This is a genomic window from Mesorhizobium sp. LHD-90 (assembly GCF_030929505.1).
GTDB lineage: Bacteria > Pseudomonadota > Alphaproteobacteria > Rhizobiales > Rhizobiaceae > Kumtagia.
In genome coordinates this window covers 204,805-221,993 of sequence record NZ_JAVFVV010000006.1, presented here as the reverse complement: position 1 = coordinate 221,993, position 17,189 = coordinate 204,805, and the positions used below count along the sequence as shown (strand labels likewise).

Below are 17,189 nucleotides of genomic sequence, written 5' to 3'. Positions count from 1 at the left end.
CGACGGAGGAAGCGGCGACGTTTCCCACAAGCCCCTGCGAAGCTAAGCCGTCGAAACTCAACATAGGCTTAACGTAGGCCGGGCCTCCCGTCGAGGGAACAGCAAATTGTGTCCGAAATGCCGCAGCTCGCGTCAAAAAAGTGTCATCGCCCGCAAGCCGCGGATTCGTCGGCCTTATCCCTGTGCGACGGTCTCCGTAGCCTCGCGGCTCGAGATGACCTTGTCGATCAGGCCGAAATCCCTGGCCTCATCGGAGGTCATGAAGTGGTCGCGGTCCAGCGTGCGCTCGATCTCCTCGTAGCTTTTGCCGGTGTGCTTGACATAGACCTCGTTGAGGCGCCGCTTCAACTTGATGATGTCCTGGGCGTGGCGCTCGATGTCCGAAGCCTGGCCCTGGAAGCCGCCGGAAGGCTGATGCACCATAATGCGCGCATTCGGCGTGGCGAAGCGCATGTCCTTGTGACCGGCCGTCAGCAACAGCGACCCCATCGAGGCGGCCTGGCCGATGCACAGCGTCGACACCGCCGGCTTGATGAACTGCATGGTGTCGTAGATCGCCATGCCGGAGGTCACCACGCCGCCTGGCGAGTTGATGTAGAGGTTGATCTCCTTCTTCGGGTTCTCGGCTTCCAGGAACAGCAATTGCGCGCAGACCAGCGTCGCCATGCCGTCCTCGACCGGACCGGTGATGAAGATGATGCGCTCCTTCAGCAGGCGCGAGAAGATGTCGTAGGCGCGCTCGCCGCGATTGGTCTGCTCGACCACCATCGGCACGAGGTTCATGTAGGTTTCGATCGGGTTCTTCATCGGGCGTCCGTTGGTTGGCGGGATCCGGCTTGCACGGCGGAATCGTGCGGTGTTTCGTTGCCCCGTAAATAGGATGCCGGCTCCGTCTTGCGCAAGGCCGGCCGTTTTGGATCATGCGACAGCGGCCACGTTAACGAAATCTTAGAATTTCGCTTCCCCCGCGTGAACCGTTCAGTATTGTACATCCCCGGTTGCGGCATGGCGTATCGGGGGTAACCATGGTTCTGAAAACAATTTCCGTCGCGGCCGCGGGCTCGGTGATGCTCGCCGCCGTTTCTCAGGCATTCGCCGGCGGCAAGCCGGTCGAGTGCTACGAACAGTATCGGACGGCGCCGGTCTACGACACGGTCTATGAAAACGTCCAGGTCAATCCGGCCAGCCAGTATGTCGAAACCACGCCGGCGATCTACGGCACGCGCAAGCGCGCGGTGCTCATGCAGCCCGAACAGATCAGCTACCAGATCGTGCCGGCCGTGGTGCAGACGCGCTACCGCACGGTGAAGGTCGCCGACGGCGGCTATTCCTGGGAATGGCGGTGGATCAACGGCCGGAAAGTACTGTGCAAGATCAAGCGCAAGGCGCGCTACGAGCAGGTGGCGGAAACCGTCGTGGTGCAGCCGGAATACCAGCGCCGCGTCGTCATCCCGGCCGTCTACGACTACGAGGTCGAGCAGGTCATCATCCAGCCCGAGCAGCGCCGCGTCGTCGACGTGCCTCCGACATACCGCACGGTCGCACGGCAAGTCGTGGTCAGCGAGGGCGAGACCGGCTGGCGGCGGGTGAAGATCCGCCGGCATTGCGGCTGATCTCCGACGGGTGCGACTACCTCGATAGCGGATATTTGCGGCCTGACGCCCCGGCGGTGACCGATCCTACCGGCTTGAGATCCGGCCGCAACACCATCGCCGATACTCAGCGACGGCCGTTCATGACCACCGTTCCGCTCCGGCCTTGCTTCGAGCAGGAGGCGCCGGTCATGCCGCAGTTGTTCGCCTTGTAACCATCGGCGAAGGAAACCGTCTGGCAGCCGGCCAAACCGGACAGCATGGCTGCTACAACGACCAGGTGCATGGATTTAAGAAGCATTTCTGCCTCCTCAAGGCGAGGATTGGAGGTGGCGCCCAAGTATGGCCGTCGAGCCGGGGCCTGCGGATACGCCGAAAATAGGAGCGACGTGCGGCAGGTAAATGATGCTCGTTCTGGCATCTTCACGGACATGGGGCGCACTTGGGTGCGTCCCCGCCCGCGGATCGGCCCTCCTCACAAGGGACAGGACAAAAGAAGCGCTCAGACAGCTTCCGCCCGCAACCAGCGTTTTAGCCCCTCGACATCGCCGTCGCCGGCCGCCGCGGCGACCCGCCGCCCGACCGCCGCGCCGAACTTGTAGCCATGGCCGGAGCAGGCGGAGACGACCAGGCACTTGCCCCGCTCGGTCGCATAAAATCGCTCGTCGTCGGTAAAGGTGTAGGCACAGGTCACCACCTCGGTCACCCGGTATTCCGAGATGCGGGCGATCGGCGGCGAGAACAGGTTGCGGATAGCTTCGCCCTCGCCTTCAACCGGCTCGCGGTTCCAGTCGGCATCGCTGGTCGGCACCTTGTGCAGGCCGGAACCGAACTTCATGCCGGCGCCGCGTGTCAGCGGGATCATGTAGCCGTCGGTCGCCCCGCCGACATCGAGAATGACCGGCGCCGCTTCCCACGCCGCGAGCAGGTCGGCGGGCGGCTCGACATAGGCCAGCGCCGTTCGATAGGTCTTCAGCGTGCCGCCAAGCTCGGGAAACAGTTTCGGCACCCATGCGCCGGCCGTCACGATGACGCGGTCACCGACAATCTCGCTGCCGCCTTCGAGGCCGACCGAGCCGCGCTCGTCCTCGACCGAAACGACCCTGCTGTTTTCATAGACGTTCGCGCCGTTTTCTCGCAGCCATTTCAGCAGCCCTGCGCCGATCTTCCGGCAATGCAGCGCACCGCCCTCGGTCGAGAAAAAGGCGTAGCGGAAGCTGTCCGGCTCCAGGAACGGCCATCTTGCCACCGCCTGATCCGGCTCGAACAGTTCGAACGGATAACCGCCGGTCTCCAGCCCTTCGCGATGGATTTCGGCCTCGTCGCCCGGTTCGCGCGAAATGCACAGGAAGCCGCGCGGGTCGAGGTGGTTCTCGCCGAGATCGGCCCACATCTCGTCCCAGGCGTCATAGGCTTCCGTGATCAGCCTTCCGTAGCCCGTGGCGTTGCCATAGGCGCGGCGGATGATGCGGTGATGGTCTCCTGACGCGGCAAGCGGATTGGGGATCGGCCCCTGTTCGACCAGGGTCACCGTGTGGCCGGCCTTGACCAGCGACCAGGCGGTGGAAAGACCGGCAATGCCGGCGCCGACGACGATGATGTTCATGACCCGAGGTCTAAACAGCGGCTCAGCCAAGCGCAACTGCCGCGAAGGTCGCGAGGAAAACGGCGACGACCAAAAGTGGAAAGAGCGATCGTTTGCGCCGCGGCTTGATATCTTCCGCCAGCACCTTCAGCCGATCTTTCGGATCGCCCCACTTGACGCGCCGGAAAGGATGGACGTTATCTCCCGCCATTCCGCAAACTTGCACGACAAGAATTAAGTTCCCGTATGAACTCCGCACCTCCCTACCTCGCCTTCGACCCCGCCACACGCCGGATGCGCCTCGACCCGCACGAGCCGGCATTCGTGCAGGATCCCTACCCCGCCTATCGCTGGATGCATGAGAATGCGCGCTGCGTGTTCTGGGAGGATTTTGGCCTCTGGTGCCTTGCCGGATTCGACGAGGTCAACCGGCTGTTTCGCGACAAGCGGTTCGGGCGCGAGCGGCCCGGCGGCTACCGGGCGGCCGTCGCGGCGACCGGCGAGCGCGCCCATCTCGCCGATTTCGACGCGGTCGAGGCGGGATCGCTTCTGGAGCTCGAACCGCCTGCGCATACCCGCCTGCGCACGTTGGTCAACCGCGCCTTCGTCTCCCGGCAGGTCGAACGGCTGCGGCCGCGGATCGAGGTTTTGGCGCATCGGCTTATCGACGGCTTCGAGGCGACCGGCCGCGCCGAACTGATCCGCGACTTCGCCACCCCGCTGCCCGCTGCCGTCATCGCCGAGATGATGGGACTGCCGGCCGAAAGCGGGCTGCAGCTCGTCGCCTGGTCGAACGACATGGTGCGCATGTATATGCACAAGCCGGGCCCGGCCGAGGAGACCCAGGCTAATGCCTCGGCGCGGGCCTTCGCTGACTTCATCCGCCGCCATGCTGCCGAGAAGCGGAAACACCCGGGCGACGACTTGCTCAGCCTGCTGACGGCAGCAGCCGAGGACGGCCAGAAGCTGACCGAGGACGAACTCGTCTCCTCGGCGATCCTGCTGCTCAATGCCGGCCACGAGGCGACCGTGCATCAGGCCGGCAACGCGGTCCGCACCATTCTTGCGCAAGGCGGCGACCCGCGCCGCTTCTTCGAAACGCCGGAGTTGGCCGTGGCGACCGTCGAGGAATGCCTGCGCTACGACGCGCCGCTGCACATGTTCACGCGCTACGTCTATCAGGAAGCCGAGATCGCCGAAGGCGTCGTGCTGAAGCCTGGCGACCAGGTCGGGCTGTTGCTGGGAGCGGCCAACCGCGATCCTCTAGCCTTTTCGGAGCCGGATGCGTTCCGGCCCGGCCGCCCGGATCAGAAAAACGTCTCGTTCGGCGCCGGCATCCATTTCTGCATCGGCGCGCCGCTGGCGCGGCTGGAGTTGCAGGTCGCGCTCAAGACCCTGTTCGACCGCCTGCCCGGTCTGCGGCTCGCCGAGACGCCCGCCTACAGCGACATTTATCATTTTCACGGGCTTCGGCGGCTGGACGTGGCGTTTTAGGGTCTGTTGAGATTCAGGTCAGGGTGAGGCGAAAATGGCGAGTTTCGAGAACCGGAGCGGAATGTACGTTCTGGTACTTGAGCACCGGAAGCGCAGAAAGGCGCCATTTGCAGCCCACCTTGGCCTGAATACCAACAGACCCTAGTCCGGGTTGTATCGGCATGAAGTTCGCCTTCCTCCAGGAGCCGCCTTTCTGCTTCACCGACGCGGCAGGCAGGGTACGCGGCTGCGACGTGGAACTCGCTCAAGTGATCTGCGGGCACCTTGGCCTGCCGTTCGAGCCGGTCGAGGCGGAGTTCGTCGAGCTCCTTCCGGGGCTGGCCGAGGGGCGCTGGACGATGACAACCGGCCTGTTCGTCTCGGACGAGCGCAAGAAGCTGGTCGACTTCACCCGGCCGGTCTGGTCGCTGCCGGACGGTCTGCTGGTCGCCAGTAAAAATCCGCGAAACCTTTCCGGCTATCGCTCGCTGGCGGCGGACGAAGGCGCGACGCTCGGCGTTATCGCCGGCCAGGTGCAGGGCGAGACCGCGCTGGCCAATAGTGTCCCGCCCGAACGGATCAGGCTGTTCGCCACGCAGGTGGAGGCGGCCGAAGCCGTCGCTGCCGGCAAGGTCGACGCCTATGCCAGTGTCGCCATGGCGCATCGCGGCTATCTGTCAGAACATTCCATGGCGCCGCTCTTCGTTGTCGGCATTCCGGACATGGAACAGCAACCAGCCGCCGGCGCCTTCGCGCTCGCCAAAGCAGATGCCGGGCTGCGCGACCGGATCGATGCCATTCTCGGCGATCTGCTTGGAAGCCCGTGGCATCGCGAGGTGATGACGCTCCACGGCTTCACCGAAACCGACATCCAGCGGGTCATTTGAGGAAGAGTTCTTACGGGCCGGGGACGGCTCGCCCCGTCGCCTTCTATGCACGGGAGGCGCGAGAGCGCGCCGATCCGCCTTTGGCTGAGCTCAAGCGCTTCAGGTGTTGACGCCGAGCTCCACCAGCCGCTCGACGCAGGATTCTTCCGCCTGGTCGAGTTCGGCCAGCGTCTCCTCGAGGTCGCGCCGCTTCTGGCGCAGATCGTCCTTCTTCTCGGTGATACGCCGGATCAGGAGCTTGAGCTGGCCCACCTCGCCCGGCGGCTCGCGATACATCTGGATGATCTCGCGGATCTCGTTGATCGAGAAGCCGAGCCGCTTGCCCCTGAGAATCTGGCGCACGAGATGGCGGTCGGACGGGCGGAACAGCCGGGTGCGGCCACGGCGGACGGGCTGGATCAGCCCCTCGTCCTCGTAGAAGCGCAAGGTGCGCGTCGATATGTCGAACTCCCTGGTGAGTTCGGTGATCGAATAGTATTCGCGCATGCGCTGCCCTGCCGCAGGTTTCCAAGGCGGAAGCATCGCACGGCGTTTACGTAAAAGTCAATTCAAGCAGTACCAACCAGCGTTCCAAACTCGGGTCAGCCGAGGGCGGTTCGATCAAACCTCCTATCTGCTCGCCTCCAGGCTTTCGCGCACCTCATCGATCTTGCCAAAATCGTCGCCGACGCCGAGCAAGTCCTTTGCCCAGTCCATCATCTCGTCGTCGACATAGTCTTCACCATATTGCGCGACGCGGTTCTTGTTGGCGGCAGCCAACAGTGCCTCGCGAAGCGTCTCGTCGTCCGTACCCACCGAAGCTGCCGCCGCCGCCGCCCGCGCATCGATGGCATCTGCCGACGCATCCGCGAGAGAGTCCGCTTCTGGACTACCCAGGATCGACTCCAGATCGGCAATCTCTGCGTCCAACGCGGTTTCATCCTCAGGCGCGACCTCAACGGAATTCAGGTGGTCCAGTCGATCCTTCAATTCCGCCAGGCTGGGATCGTCATAAATTCCGACGGCGTCATCATAAGGCACGGGATCGACGCGCTCGACTATCGTTTCGAAATCCTCGCGAGCCGTCGCCAGTTGGGCGTTCGCCGTCTCAACTTTCTCGCGGGCGATGTCCAATTCGGCCGAGGCCATCACGTAGGCCCGCATGGCTGCCATGCGTGGCGATTGCGAATTCAGATAGGCACGATAGTTGCGGTTCAGCGAATTGAGACCGGCCAGCTTGGCGCGGAAATTCTTCTCCTTGGCTGCCGGCTTGGGGCCGGGCACCGGCGCGAACGCCGGAACGGTAGCGACCTGCTGGACCCGCGCCCGGCCGATCGCCTTGGTGGACTTGGCCTTGGAACGGCCCTTGTCATCCAGGCGGCTGATGGTCCGGTTCCGATCCTTGCCGAAAAGCGATCCGGATGACCCGCGTGCCGAGGCTGACCTTCCCTTGTCCGGCTTGGCCGAATCGCTCTTGCCGCGGCCATTGCCATTGCCGTTTCCGCCGCCGCCACCTTTGCCGCCGCCATTGTCTTTGGCATAGGCGGACGACGGACCGATCGAGCCTAGGCTGCCAAAATCCAATCCGAACGGTAGTGCGCTCAGCGCCACGATGGAAACAGTAGCGAGAATGGTCCTTGCGCGTTTCATCGCCGAATCCTCCAGACATATCGGACGAAAATAGCGTTGTCCGGCCACATGACCACCGCCACGCAATAACTTCGCGTCTCGTCATAAATATGCGGAGTGATCAGCCGAGATGCAGCCACCAGGTGGCGAGGCCGAGGAACGCCAGAAATCCGATGACGTCGGTGATCATGGTGGTGAAGATGGAGGACGAAATCGCCGGGTCGGCGCCCAGCCGATCGAGCAGCAGCGGGATCAGGATGCCGCCGAGCGCCGCCGCCAGCATGTTGATGATCATCGCGGCGGCTATCACGTAGCCGAGATCGGGATTGTGGAACCACAGCGCGGCAACGACGCCGATGATGGCGGCGATGACCGAACCGTTGAGCAGGCCGACCAGCACCTCGCGGCGGATGACGCGGCCGGCATTGTAGATGTCGAGGTCTTTCGTGGCCAGCGCGCGCACGGTGACGGTCATGGTCTGGGTGCCGGCATTGCCGCCGAGCGACGCGACGATCGGCATCAGCGCTGCCAGCGCCACCATCTCCTCGATGGTCGCCCCGAACTGGCTGATGACGGTGGCCGAGATGAAGGCCGTGGCCAGGTTGACCAGCAGCCACGGCACGCGCGAGCGCGAGGTGGCGACCACCGTGTCGGACAACTCCTCGTCGCCGACGCCGCCCATGCGCAGAAGATCTTCCTCGGCCTCCTGCTGGATCACATCGACCACGTCGTCGATGGTGAGCACGCCGACCAGCCGCTCGTTCTCGTCGACGACGGCGGCCGACAGAAGGTCGTACTGTTCGAATTCGCGCGCCGCCTCTTCCTGGTCCATCGTGGCCGGGATAGCGTGGCGCGTCTCGTGCATGATCTCTTCGATCTTCACCGTGCGCTTGGTGCGCAGGATCTGGTCGAGGTCGATGGCGCCGAGCAGCTTGAACGACGGGTCGATAACAAAAATCTGGCTGAAGCGGTCGGGAAGGTTGTTGTCCTCGCGCATGTAGTCGATCGTCTGACCGACCGTCCAGAACGGCGGTGCGGCGACGAATTCCGTCTGCATGCGCCGGCCGGCCGATTCTTCCGGATAGTCGAGCGAGCGGCGCAGCCGGATCCGCTCGGTGAACGGAAGCTGCGCCAGGATCTCGTCCTGGTCCGCCTGGTCGAGGTCTTCCAGGATGTAGACCGCGTCGTCGGAATCGAGTTCCTGCACCGCCTTGGCGATCTGCGCATTGGGCAGGCTGTCGACGATCTCCAGGCGGATCGCCTCGTCGACCTCGGTCAGCGCCGAAAAATCGAAATCCGTGCCGAGCAGGTCGACCAGCGTTCGCCGCTGCTCCGGCAGCAGCGCTTCGAGCAGGTCGCCGAGCTCGGACTGGTGCAGGTCGCCGACGTCCTTGCGCAGGGCGAGCGTATCGCGGTCGGCGATCGCCGCGCCGATATGCGCGACGAAGGACGGGCGGATCACCCCGTCCTCGCCATAGATGTCGGCATGTCCGGCCTCATGGCCGGCGCCGCCCGGCGTCGTTTCCTCCTGGCCTTCCAACTGCTCGTGTCCCGCAATGTCCGGATTGGTTCGTGCCGCAGGTTTAGCGCGCAAGCACCCGGAACTTCAAACAAAATGCGTCCGGACGCAGACGACGGGACGATATGTCTGCCACCAGGCCGGCGTCGCCGGCAATGTGCGCCGGCGAGCGGTGAAATACTTTGCGTCGCACTTGTTTCGCCGGAACCGATTTGCTAAAGGCCGCGAGCCGGTTCCGATCGGCTCTTTCGTGACGTGCGGTCGTGGCGGAATTGGTAGACGCGCAGCGTTGAGGTCGCTGTGGGGCAACCCGTGGAAGTTCGAGTCTTCTCGACCGCACCAGTCACTCTCCAAGACATTTTTTGCTTTTCGCGGCGTCCCGTTCCGGAGCGCCCGCTCGGCCGCGTGTCAGGCTGCAGGCGACCTGCCCGCGAACTGGACGCGCACGCCGCGAGCGTCCATATTGACGCCGATCGGATACTTCCATGCAGCGCAGCGAAATCGCCACGTCATTCTTGCCCATGCCCGGCTCGGCGCCCGTCGAGTGGCTGATCGAGCCCGGGCTTACGCCCTACGGTCACGCGCTTGCGTTCATGGAGGAACGCGTTGCCGCCATCCGCGAGGGCCGTGCTGGCGAACTGGTGTGGCTGGTCGAGCACCCGCCGCTCTACACTGCCGGCACCAGCGCAAGAATCGAGGATCTGGTCGACCCCAGCCGCTTTCCTGTGTTCGACGCCGGACGCGGCGGCGAGTACACCTATCACGGGCCGGGTCAGCGTGTCGCTTACGTCATGCTTGACCTGAAGCGCCGGCGCGAGGATGTCCGAGCCTTCGTGGCGGCTCTGGAGGAATGGATCATCGCCTCGCTGGCTGCTTTCAACGTGCGCGGCGAGCGCCGCGAGGACCGGGTCGGCGTCTGGGTGGTGAGGCCGGACCGGCCGCCGCAGCCCAACGGTTCGGCGGCCGAGGACAAGATCGCGGCCATCGGCATCCGCCTGCGCCGCTGGGTGAGCTTTCACGGCATCGCCGTCAATGTCGAGCCGGACCTGTCACATTTTTCCGGCATCGTACCCTGCGGGGTGAGCGACCACGATGTCACCAGCCTCGTTGACCTTGGCCTGCCGGTCACCATGGCGGATTTCGACGTGGCGCTGAAGGCAGCCTTCGGCCAGGTGTTCGGCGCGGCTGAAGAGATCTGGGACGAGAACCGCAAGGCGGGCTGATGCGAATTCTCGTAACTTGCGGGTTCGCCTTCGCACAGCAGGCGTCGGACACGGTGACGCCGGAAGACCATACGTTGGGAGGTCGCACAGGCGCGTCGGCAGATCGAGGAAGTTCGGCCTATTGGTACGAAGTATGGATGTAGGCATTAAGCCTAGAACCGCCTGCCAAACATCGGGCTATCGTTGTGTCCATGTTAGCAACCCAGAGAGCTGTTCCGGGGCAAACTTCAGGGCCTGGCAGCGATCAGAACATAACCCCGCGTGCGGTTGTTATTGTCCGAGTCTTGCGTGTTCATGGCGTTGAACAGGTCTGCCGCCGTCACCCAGACAGGTGGATACTTGTACCGGGCAACATCGAGGATTAGAAAACGGTCGCTCTCGACATCGTAAGCGGCCAAGGGTGATATATGACCTCCTTTTTCCTGACCCATAGCTTTGCGCAAGTAATTGACGATTACAAATCGCCCTTCAGATGCGAGGTAGTCTCTGGCTTCCTTACGAAATTTTTCGAGATTACTGTCTTCGGCATGTCGAATTTCAATCTGCAAGGGCTGCAACGCAAGAAGGCCACCCAATTCATCTAAGGTCATTCCCTGTTTTTTGATCGTCTCGACCGGAATGACCTGTTCGCTGCGTGCGTCCAAAAGATTGTCTTGGGTAAAGGTGGTGTACGGGTCATACTCCGGCACTGTTGGGGCCGGCACGCCGATGGCATTCAGGACCATGACACTGCTGGCCACTCCACAAAAGGCCTGGTTCTTCTGGGTGACGAAATTGATCGCCAGCGGAAAATAGGCTTCCCTAGCATCCGCCTCGACTAGGAGCGATTCACCAGCGTCGGAAGCCGCCCCGATGAGATTTGCCGGCAGTGGCAATGTCTCGGCCCTGACCTCCGTTGAGGCCAGTGAGCAAGCGAACAGTGCAAGCAGCAGGATGTTCTTCATCAACATCGTTGTACTCCTTGGTAGGTCACTCTTCAGCCTGACAAGCTTGCTCGCATGTTTCGGAACTGTCCAGACGATCCTTGCTGGGGCGGGCGTGAAACCGGATGATGTGATCAATCCCAGTAACAACGGCCCCAGGACAAGGCTGGTCTGGAGGGCGGGACGAAGGCGGAAGAGCTTGCCGACGACCTGACCGCGCCGGGCTTCAAGGTCGCGGCAAAAGACCTGAATTCCGGCCTGCACGGCATCACCTGGACGCCGGGCGGCCTCGTCGGCGGCGCCGACCCGCGCCGGGAAGGCGTCGCGGTCGGGGATTGAGCGCTGCGGCTTGTCAGAGCGCGCCGATCCAAAGCGACACGGTGATCAAAAAAGTGCTCATCGAGACCAGCGAAACGACGTCCTGGACGAAATCGGTCATCACTCTCTCCTGTTTCGAATTTGTTTACAGTTTGTTCTAATTTTGTTCGTTCGTCAACGAGAGAACAGGACGGAAACCAGAAATCTTGCCGTGCGGCGATTCGGTGGTTAACGGAAGGTTTACGAAGCCCCCGGAGCGGGCAAATTCCGTTGGGGACAAGCGCCGTCGCTTCCGCGCGGTGGAAAAACTCCGCGCCGGCCCTTGATGCTTGGCTTTTCGCGTCCTGCAGGGCCGCGCGGTCATGACGTGTCGGGAGACTCCAGCGCGTAGACGGCCAGCGCATGGGCGTGCGCCAGAATCTCGTCGATCTCGCGGATGTTGCGGGGATGGATGGCTGTCGGGTCGTAGCGCGACAGCCGGCCGCCGGGCGGACGCCCGCGACGCAGCGGCGAGATGCGGCGGAACCGGACCGTGCTGCCACTTTGCCTGTTTTGCGCGCCCGCGCCGCCACCTTGCTTCCTCTGGGCAAGTGTTGCGTCGCGGCGCGCCTTCCAGCGGGCAAAGCGTTTGGCCTGGCCCGCCAGGTCATCCAGCGCGCGGCCCAACGCCTCCAGCCGCAATACCAACCGCGATGCGTCAACCGGATCGTCCGGCGACGGCGGCGCAGGCAGGGGGCGGTACGATGAGTTGTCATCGAACGACCTGATGCGCGGCACGGTGTGCGCCGGCACGTAACGACGGCGGAAGCGGAACGCATTTTTGAGGGGATCGAGCAGCGACAGGTTTTGGACACGCGGACGGGCGGCACGCAGCGCTGCGGCTTTCCGGGCTGCTTCGGCGCGGGTGAAATCGGCATTCGACATGGTGACGGCGATGCCGAGGCTGCGCAGGATGGGCTCGATGCTTTTGGGCTTCGGTTTTCGCGGGCGCAGAGGCGGCAAGGTCACAACGATCCCGCGCGCCGCCGCGATGATCAGGCGCCGCGCCGCGGATTCGGCCGGGCGCAGCAGCCGCAGGATGGCGCGATGGAGCTGGCGCGGCAGGGTGGACCCGCCGTCGGCAAACCCGGCCATAGACACGAGCATCACGAGGATGCGCTTCAGCGCCTCCCAGTTCTTCTCGATCGGTCCGTCCATCGCCGCCTCCTCCGGTCACCACGACCGGCCCGACAAGTGTGAGGCAGGTTTTGGGGAGGGGGATAAAAATCGTACCCGGCGGCGTTTGGCGCGCCGGGTGGACGAAGGCGGGATCAGCAAAAACAACGGCTTGGCGGCTTCAACCGGGGGGCGTCCAAGAAAATTTTCGGTGCGGCGGTGATTCTCATTCCCGCTTTCGGGATGTCATGCCCCCATCTAGCAGGCTGTTGAAAAACTGTTTTGTTCACGGAACGTATCAGAATCGAACCGTGCACGAACACGAATCAAAACGGGTATCCTCGGGACTTTTTCATCAGCCTGCTAGGGGCCGCCATCGCGCTTCGCCGCCGCTTGGACCCTGGGGCGCCGCGATGGCCTACTCCACCCCAGGATCGCCAAGGAAAGGCCGTCCCGCCAATCGCTGATGCGGGCCATCGGCGGCGGAGCAGTTCCGCCGAGGCGGTCGGTCAGGCGATGCCCGCCGCGCTTGCGACCTGGATATGTATAGAATATATACTCCAGTGCGATGCAGATCGAATGGAGCCCGGTCAAGAACGCCGAACTGAAGGAGCGGCACGGCTTCGGCTTCGAGCGCGTTCTGATCGCTCTTTCGGAGGGTGCACTTCTGGATGAGCGGGCTCATCCGAACGTCGAACGATACGCGCACCAACGGCAACTTGTCGTGGCCATTGAAGGATATGCGTGGATCGTGCCGTTCGTGACCGACGGCGAGACAATTTTCCTGAAGACGATGTTCCCGAGCCGAAACGCGACAAAGGACTATCTCGGAGGCTGACCATGGAAAAGGGCAAAGCAGGAATTACCGAGACCGAGGAGCGTGATCTGATCGAAAGCTCAGAACGCGGCGAATGGGTGTCGGTCGGCAACATCGAGGCGCAGCGGGCGTTCTGGCAGGATGCCGCCAGGCGCGCGCTCGACGGCAAAAGGCAGCGCATTTCGATCTCCATTCCCGAGCGGGATCTTGCCCGGCTGAAAGCCCGCGCGGCGGAGGAAGGAATGCCGTATCAGACGCTGATCAATTCAATTCTGCATAAATATGTGGAGGGGTGAGAGGCCGGCGACAGTCCAATCCCGCCCCTCCGGAAAGGAACGAAACCGTTCTGTCCAGCCTGGCATTTGCATCCAGTCACTGCTTGTCGCGAGGCGACTATCCGCGATCGAGATTCTTCAAGATATCCGCCGCCATGTCCCGCAGGGCAACTTCGGACACAACGGCATCCGCCATCCTCACAGCGGCACAATATGGCCTTCCGAAAGCGTCACGCGGCGGTCCATGCGCTGGGCGAGATCGTGATTGTGCGTGGCGATCAGCGCCGCCAGGCCGGACTGGCGCACCAGTGCGGCCAGCGCGTCGAACACATAGCTGGCCGTCGTCGGGTCGAGGTTGCCGGTCGGCTCGTCGGCAAGCAGCACCAGCGGCGCGTTGGCGACCGCACGGGCGATCGCCACGCGCTGCTGCTCGCCGCCCGAAAGTTCCGCGGGCCGGTGCTCGCCGCGCTTGGCGATCTGCATGTAGTCGAGCAACTGCATGGCGCGGGTCCGCGCCTCCGCCGGCGGCAGGCCCTTCACCAGTTGCGGCATCATGATGTTTTCCACCGCCGAGAATTCCGGCAGCAGGTGATGGAACTGGTAGACGAAGCCGATGTCGTTGCGGCGGATCGCGGTGCGCTCCTGGTCGGAAAGGCGTCCGCAGGCGCGCCCGGCAAGGATGACGTCGCCGGCGTCCGGCCGCTCCAGCAGGCCGGCGGTGTGCAGCAGAGTGGATTTGCCGGTGCCTGAAGGCGCCACCAGCGCCACCATCTCGCCCCGGCTCAGCGAAAAATCGGCGCCGTTCAGAATGGTCAGCTTGCGCTGGCCCTGCACGTAGTGGCGCTCGACCGCCTTCAGTTCGATGATCGTCTCGTTCATCTATTCGTACCGCAGCGCTTCGACCGGATCGAGCCGCGCGGCGCGCCATGCCGGAAAGATGGTGGCGAGGAACGACAGCACCAGCGCCATGGCGACGACCGAGGCGGTCTCGCTGAAATCCATGCGCGCCGGCAACTGGCTGAGGAAATAGAGCTCCGGATTGAACAGCACCGTGCCGGAGAGCCAGGAGAAGAACCGGCGAATCGATTCGACGTTGAGGCAGACGACCACGCCCAAAACCACGCCGGCGATGGTGCCGGCCACCCCGATCGCCGCGCCCGTCATCAGGAAGATGCGCAGGATGGCCCCCTGCGTCGCCCCCATGGTGCGCAAGATGGCGATGTCGTGGCCCTTGTCCTTCACCAGCATGATCAGGCCGGAGATGATGTTCAGCGCCGCCACCAGCACGATCAGCGTCAGGATCATGAACATGACGTTGCGCTCGACCTGCAGCGCCGAGAAGAAGGTCTGGTTGCGCTGCCGCCAGTCGGCCAGGTAGACCGGCCGTTGCGCCGCCTCTTCGATCGCCGGCCTGAGCGCGTCGACGCGATCAGGATTGTCGACGAAGATCTCGATGGTTTGCGCCTGCTTCTCCATGTTGAAATAGAGCTGCGCTTCCGACAGCGGCATGAACACGATCGAGGAATCGTATTCCGACATGCCGACCTCGAAGATCGCCGCGACCGGATAGGTTTTTACGCGCGGTGTCGTCCCGAAGGGCGTGGCGTCGCCTTCCGGCGACACCAGCGTGATGGTGTCGCCCAGCACCAGGCCGAGATTCTCGGCCATGCGGGCGCCGATGGCGACCCCTTCGCTGGTGTCGAAGCCGACCAGCGAACCCTGGCGGATGTTGTTGGCGACCAGCGACACCTTGCCGAGATCATCGCCGCGGACGCCGCGCACCAGCGCGCCGGCACCGGGTCCGGCCAGACCCGTCGACAGCACCTGGCCGTCGATCATCGGGATGGCGTATCGGACTCCGGCCACGCCTTCGATGCGCTTGGCGATGGCGTCGTAGTCGTCGAGCGGCAGGTCGACCGGCGACATCACCAGATGGCCGTTGATGCCGAGGATGCGCGTCAGCAGCTCGGCGCGGAATCCGTTCATCACCGCCATGACGATGATGAGGGCCGCCACGCCCAGCATGATGCCGAAGAAGGAGATCAGCGCGATGACCGAGACCACCGCCTCCTTGCGGCGGGGGCGCAGATAGCGCCAGGCGATCATGCGCTCGAACATCGAGAACGGGCCTGCGCCCGCCGGCCCGGCGGCCACCTTCGCCGTCATGCGGAAGCACCCGTGAGCCGGCCGGCGACATCGGCGAGCGGGAGGGTGAAGCGCTCGCCTGTGGCGCGGTTCTTGATTTCGGCCTCGCCGGCGGCCACACCTCGCGGCCCGACGATCACCTGCCACGGCAGGCCGATCAGGTCGGCGGTGGCGAATTTCCCGCCCGCGCGCTGGTCGGTGTCGTCGTAGAGCACGTCCAGCCCGGCGGCGGTCAGCGCCGCGTAGAGGGTCTCGCAGGCGCGGTCGCAATCGCCGTCGCCGGCCTTCATGTTGATCAGCGCGACGTCGAAGGGAGCGACGGAAGCCGGCCAGACGATGCCGTTCTCGTCATGGCTGGCCTCGATGATGGCCGCGATCAGGCGCGTCGGGCCGATGCCGTAGGAGCCCATCGACACGAAATGTTCCTTGCCGTCGGGACCCTGCACTTTTGCGTTCATCGGCTTCGAATATTTCTCGCCGAAATGGAAAATATGGCCGACCTCGATGCCGCGCGCCGAAAGCCGGTCGGCTTCCGGGATCTTGTCCCACGCCGCCTCGTCATGCATCTCGTCGGTGGCGGCATAGGGCGTCGTCCACTGCCTGACGATGCCGCCGATCTCGGCGTTGTCGCGGAAGTCGACGCTTTCCGTGGGCACCGGCAGGTCCAGAAAATCCTTGTGGCAGAAAACCTGGCTCTCGCCGGTATCCGCCAGGATGATGAATTCATGGGAAAGGTCGCCGCCGATCGGACCGGTGTCGGCGCGCATCGGGATCGCCTTCAGGCCTATGCGGGTGAAGGTTCTGAGGTAGGACACGAACATGCGGTTGTAGGCGGCCCGGGCACCCTCGTAATCGAGGTCGAAAGAATAGGCGTCCTTCATCAGGAATTCGCGCCCGCGCATGACGCCGAAGCGCGGCCGCACCTCGTCGCGGAATTTCCACTGGATGTGATAGAGGTTGAGCGGCAGGTCGCGGTAGGATTTCACATAGGAGCGGAAGATCTCCGTCACCATCTCCTCGTTGGTGGGACCGTAGAGCAGGTCGCGGTCCTGCCGGTCCTTGATGCGCAGCATCTCCTTGCCGTAGTCGTCATAACGGCCGCTCTCGCGCCAGAGTTCGGCCGACTGGATGGTTGGCATCAGGATCTCCAGCGCGCCGGCGCGGTCCTGCTCCTCGCGGATGATCTTGCACACCTTGTCGAGCACGCGTTTTCCGAGCGGCAGCATGGTGAACGAGCCCTGCCCCTGCTGGCGGATCATGCCGGCGCGCAGCATCAGCCGGTGCGACACGATCTCGGCCTCGCGGGGCGTCTCTTTGAGGATCGGCAGGAAATAGCGCGACAGCCGCATGAAGGGGTCCTGGACAAGGGAAACTACGCCGGAATCGGTGGCGGGAAAGGAGGCTCCTGCACGCGCTTCATAGCGATTTCATGACGGGATGGAAACCCGCGGGCCGGGCGCCGGGGGAACAGTATCGGCGCTGTCGGTTTTTGAGGCATGCCCTGCCGTTCCGTTGTGCAGTGCAGCACATCAAACGCTGTTTCCCGACAAAATTTTCCGTGACATTTTGTCCGGCCTTGGTCTAAGGTGCAGCCCTATAACGAGAGAGCGACATGCAATTCGCTCTCCTACGCGGTCAAGTCTTGGGAGGATGCGATCTAGGCGCGAGA

General features: G+C 63.7%; 18 protein-coding genes and 1 tRNA gene. 8 read left to right on the top strand and 11 right to left on the bottom strand.

What is annotated here, in order from left to right; all coding sequences use genetic code 11:
• Positions 1–174 precede the first annotated feature (174 nt).
• Positions 175–807, bottom strand: a complete 633-nt coding sequence (gene clpP / locus RB623_RS10500; RefSeq protein WP_308056741.1) for an ATP-dependent Clp endopeptidase proteolytic subunit ClpP — start codon at positions 805–807, stop codon at positions 175–177.
• A gap of 218 nt (positions 808–1,025) precedes the next feature.
• On the opposite strand from clpP, the gene RB623_RS10495 reads away from it, so the two are divergent.
• Positions 1,026–1,613 (top strand): hypothetical protein, encoded by a 588-nt coding sequence (locus RB623_RS10495; RefSeq protein WP_308056740.1) that lies wholly within the window; start codon positions 1,026–1,028, stop codon positions 1,611–1,613.
• A 106-nt stretch (positions 1,614–1,719) separates the two neighbouring features.
• Here the strand turns inward: RB623_RS10495 and RB623_RS10490 are convergent, their stop codons facing one another.
• Positions 1,720–1,893, bottom strand: a complete 174-nt coding sequence (locus RB623_RS10490; RefSeq protein WP_308056739.1) for a hypothetical protein — start codon at positions 1,891–1,893, stop codon at positions 1,720–1,722.
• 201 nt (positions 1,894–2,094) lie between these two features.
• Positions 2,095–3,198, bottom strand: coding sequence for an FAD-dependent oxidoreductase (locus tag RB623_RS10485; RefSeq protein ID WP_308056738.1), 1,104 nt, complete (start codon positions 3,196–3,198; stop codon positions 2,095–2,097).
• Here RB623_RS10485 and RB623_RS10480 point away from each other — a divergent pair.
• The 3 genes from RB623_RS10480 to RB623_RS10470 all read left to right on the top strand — a co-directional run bounded on the left by RB623_RS10480 (position 3,188) and on the right by RB623_RS10470 (position 5,537).
• Positions 3,188–3,415 (top strand): hypothetical protein, encoded by a 228-nt coding sequence (locus tag RB623_RS10480; RefSeq protein ID WP_308056737.1) that lies wholly within the window; start codon positions 3,188–3,190, stop codon positions 3,413–3,415. The genes RB623_RS10485 and RB623_RS10480 overlap by 11 nt on opposite strands.
• Before the next feature lie 8 nt (positions 3,416–3,423).
• The gene (locus RB623_RS10475) at positions 3,424–4,671 is read left to right on the top strand and encodes a cytochrome P450 (RefSeq protein ID WP_308056736.1); all 1,248 of its coding nucleotides are present in this window, start codon (positions 3,424–3,426) and stop codon (positions 4,669–4,671) included.
• A 161-nt stretch (positions 4,672–4,832) separates the two neighbouring features.
• Positions 4,833–5,537 carry a transporter substrate-binding domain-containing protein gene (locus RB623_RS10470; RefSeq protein ID WP_308056735.1) on the top strand — a complete coding sequence of 235 codons (705 nt, stop codon included), beginning with the start codon at positions 4,833–4,835 and terminating at the stop codon, positions 5,535–5,537.
• 99 nt (positions 5,538–5,636) lie between these two features.
• Here RB623_RS10470 and RB623_RS10465 read toward each other — a convergent pair whose 3' ends face one another.
• The 3 genes from RB623_RS10465 to mgtE form a co-directional block, all read right to left on the bottom strand.
• Positions 5,637–6,023, bottom strand: a complete 387-nt coding sequence (locus tag RB623_RS10465) for a MerR family DNA-binding transcriptional regulator (protein WP_308056734.1) — start codon at positions 6,021–6,023, stop codon at positions 5,637–5,639.
• A 123-nt stretch (positions 6,024–6,146) separates the two neighbouring features.
• Positions 6,147–7,214, bottom strand: a complete 1,068-nt coding sequence (locus RB623_RS10460; protein ID WP_308056733.1) for a hypothetical protein — start codon at positions 7,212–7,214, stop codon at positions 6,147–6,149.
• Between the two features lie 52 nt (positions 7,215–7,266).
• Positions 7,267–8,685: a magnesium transporter gene (gene mgtE, locus RB623_RS10455; protein ID WP_308056865.1), complete on the bottom strand. Its 1,419-nt coding sequence runs from the start codon at positions 8,683–8,685 to the stop codon at positions 7,267–7,269.
• 236 nt (positions 8,686–8,921) lie between these two features.
• Here mgtE and RB623_RS10450 point away from each other — a divergent pair.
• Positions 8,922–9,006: transfer RNA gene (locus tag RB623_RS10450), tRNA-Leu, on the top strand.
• 143 nt (positions 9,007–9,149) lie between these two features.
• On the top strand, positions 9,150–9,887 hold the full coding sequence (gene lipB / locus RB623_RS10445; protein ID WP_308056732.1) for a lipoyl(octanoyl) transferase LipB: 738 nt from the start codon (positions 9,150–9,152) through the stop codon (positions 9,885–9,887).
• A gap of 227 nt (positions 9,888–10,114) precedes the next feature.
• Here lipB and RB623_RS10440 read toward each other — a convergent pair whose 3' ends face one another.
• Together RB623_RS10440 and RB623_RS10435 are read right to left on the bottom strand one after the other, a co-directional pair.
• Positions 10,115–11,074, bottom strand: a complete 960-nt coding sequence (locus RB623_RS10440) for a phytochelatin synthase family protein (protein ID WP_308056731.1) — start codon at positions 11,072–11,074, stop codon at positions 10,115–10,117.
• A gap of 414 nt (positions 11,075–11,488) precedes the next feature.
• The gene (locus RB623_RS10435) at positions 11,489–12,325 is read right to left on the bottom strand and encodes a hypothetical protein (protein ID WP_308056730.1); all 837 of its coding nucleotides are present in this window, start codon (positions 12,323–12,325) and stop codon (positions 11,489–11,491) included.
• Positions 12,326–12,851: 526 nt separating this feature from the next.
• Here RB623_RS10435 and RB623_RS10430 point away from each other — a divergent pair.
• Positions 12,852–13,121: a toxin gene (locus tag RB623_RS10430; RefSeq protein ID WP_308056729.1), complete on the top strand. Its 270-nt coding sequence runs from the start codon at positions 12,852–12,854 to the stop codon at positions 13,119–13,121.
• 2 nt (positions 13,122–13,123) lie between these two features.
• Positions 13,124–13,396, top strand: a complete 273-nt coding sequence (locus RB623_RS10425) for a CopG family antitoxin (RefSeq protein ID WP_308056728.1) — start codon at positions 13,124–13,126, stop codon at positions 13,394–13,396.
• Positions 13,397–13,573: 177 nt separating this feature from the next.
• Here RB623_RS10425 and RB623_RS10420 read toward each other — a convergent pair whose 3' ends face one another.
• From RB623_RS10420 to proS, 3 genes are read right to left on the bottom strand one after another with little or no spacing between them, the layout of a single operon-like run.
• Positions 13,574–14,254, bottom strand: coding sequence for an ABC transporter ATP-binding protein (locus tag RB623_RS10420; RefSeq protein ID WP_308056727.1), 681 nt, complete (start codon positions 14,252–14,254; stop codon positions 13,574–13,576).
• Positions 14,255–15,541 carry a lipoprotein-releasing ABC transporter permease subunit gene (locus RB623_RS10415; RefSeq protein ID WP_308056726.1) on the bottom strand — a complete coding sequence of 429 codons (1,287 nt, stop codon included), beginning with the start codon at positions 15,539–15,541 and terminating at the stop codon, positions 14,255–14,257. It lies immediately after the preceding gene.
• On the bottom strand, positions 15,538–16,869 hold the full coding sequence (gene proS / locus RB623_RS10410; RefSeq protein ID WP_308056725.1) for a proline--tRNA ligase: 1,332 nt from the start codon (positions 16,867–16,869) through the stop codon (positions 15,538–15,540). The genes RB623_RS10415 and proS overlap by 4 nt, the downstream gene beginning before the upstream one ends.
• Between the last annotated feature and the right edge of the window lie 320 nt (positions 16,870–17,189).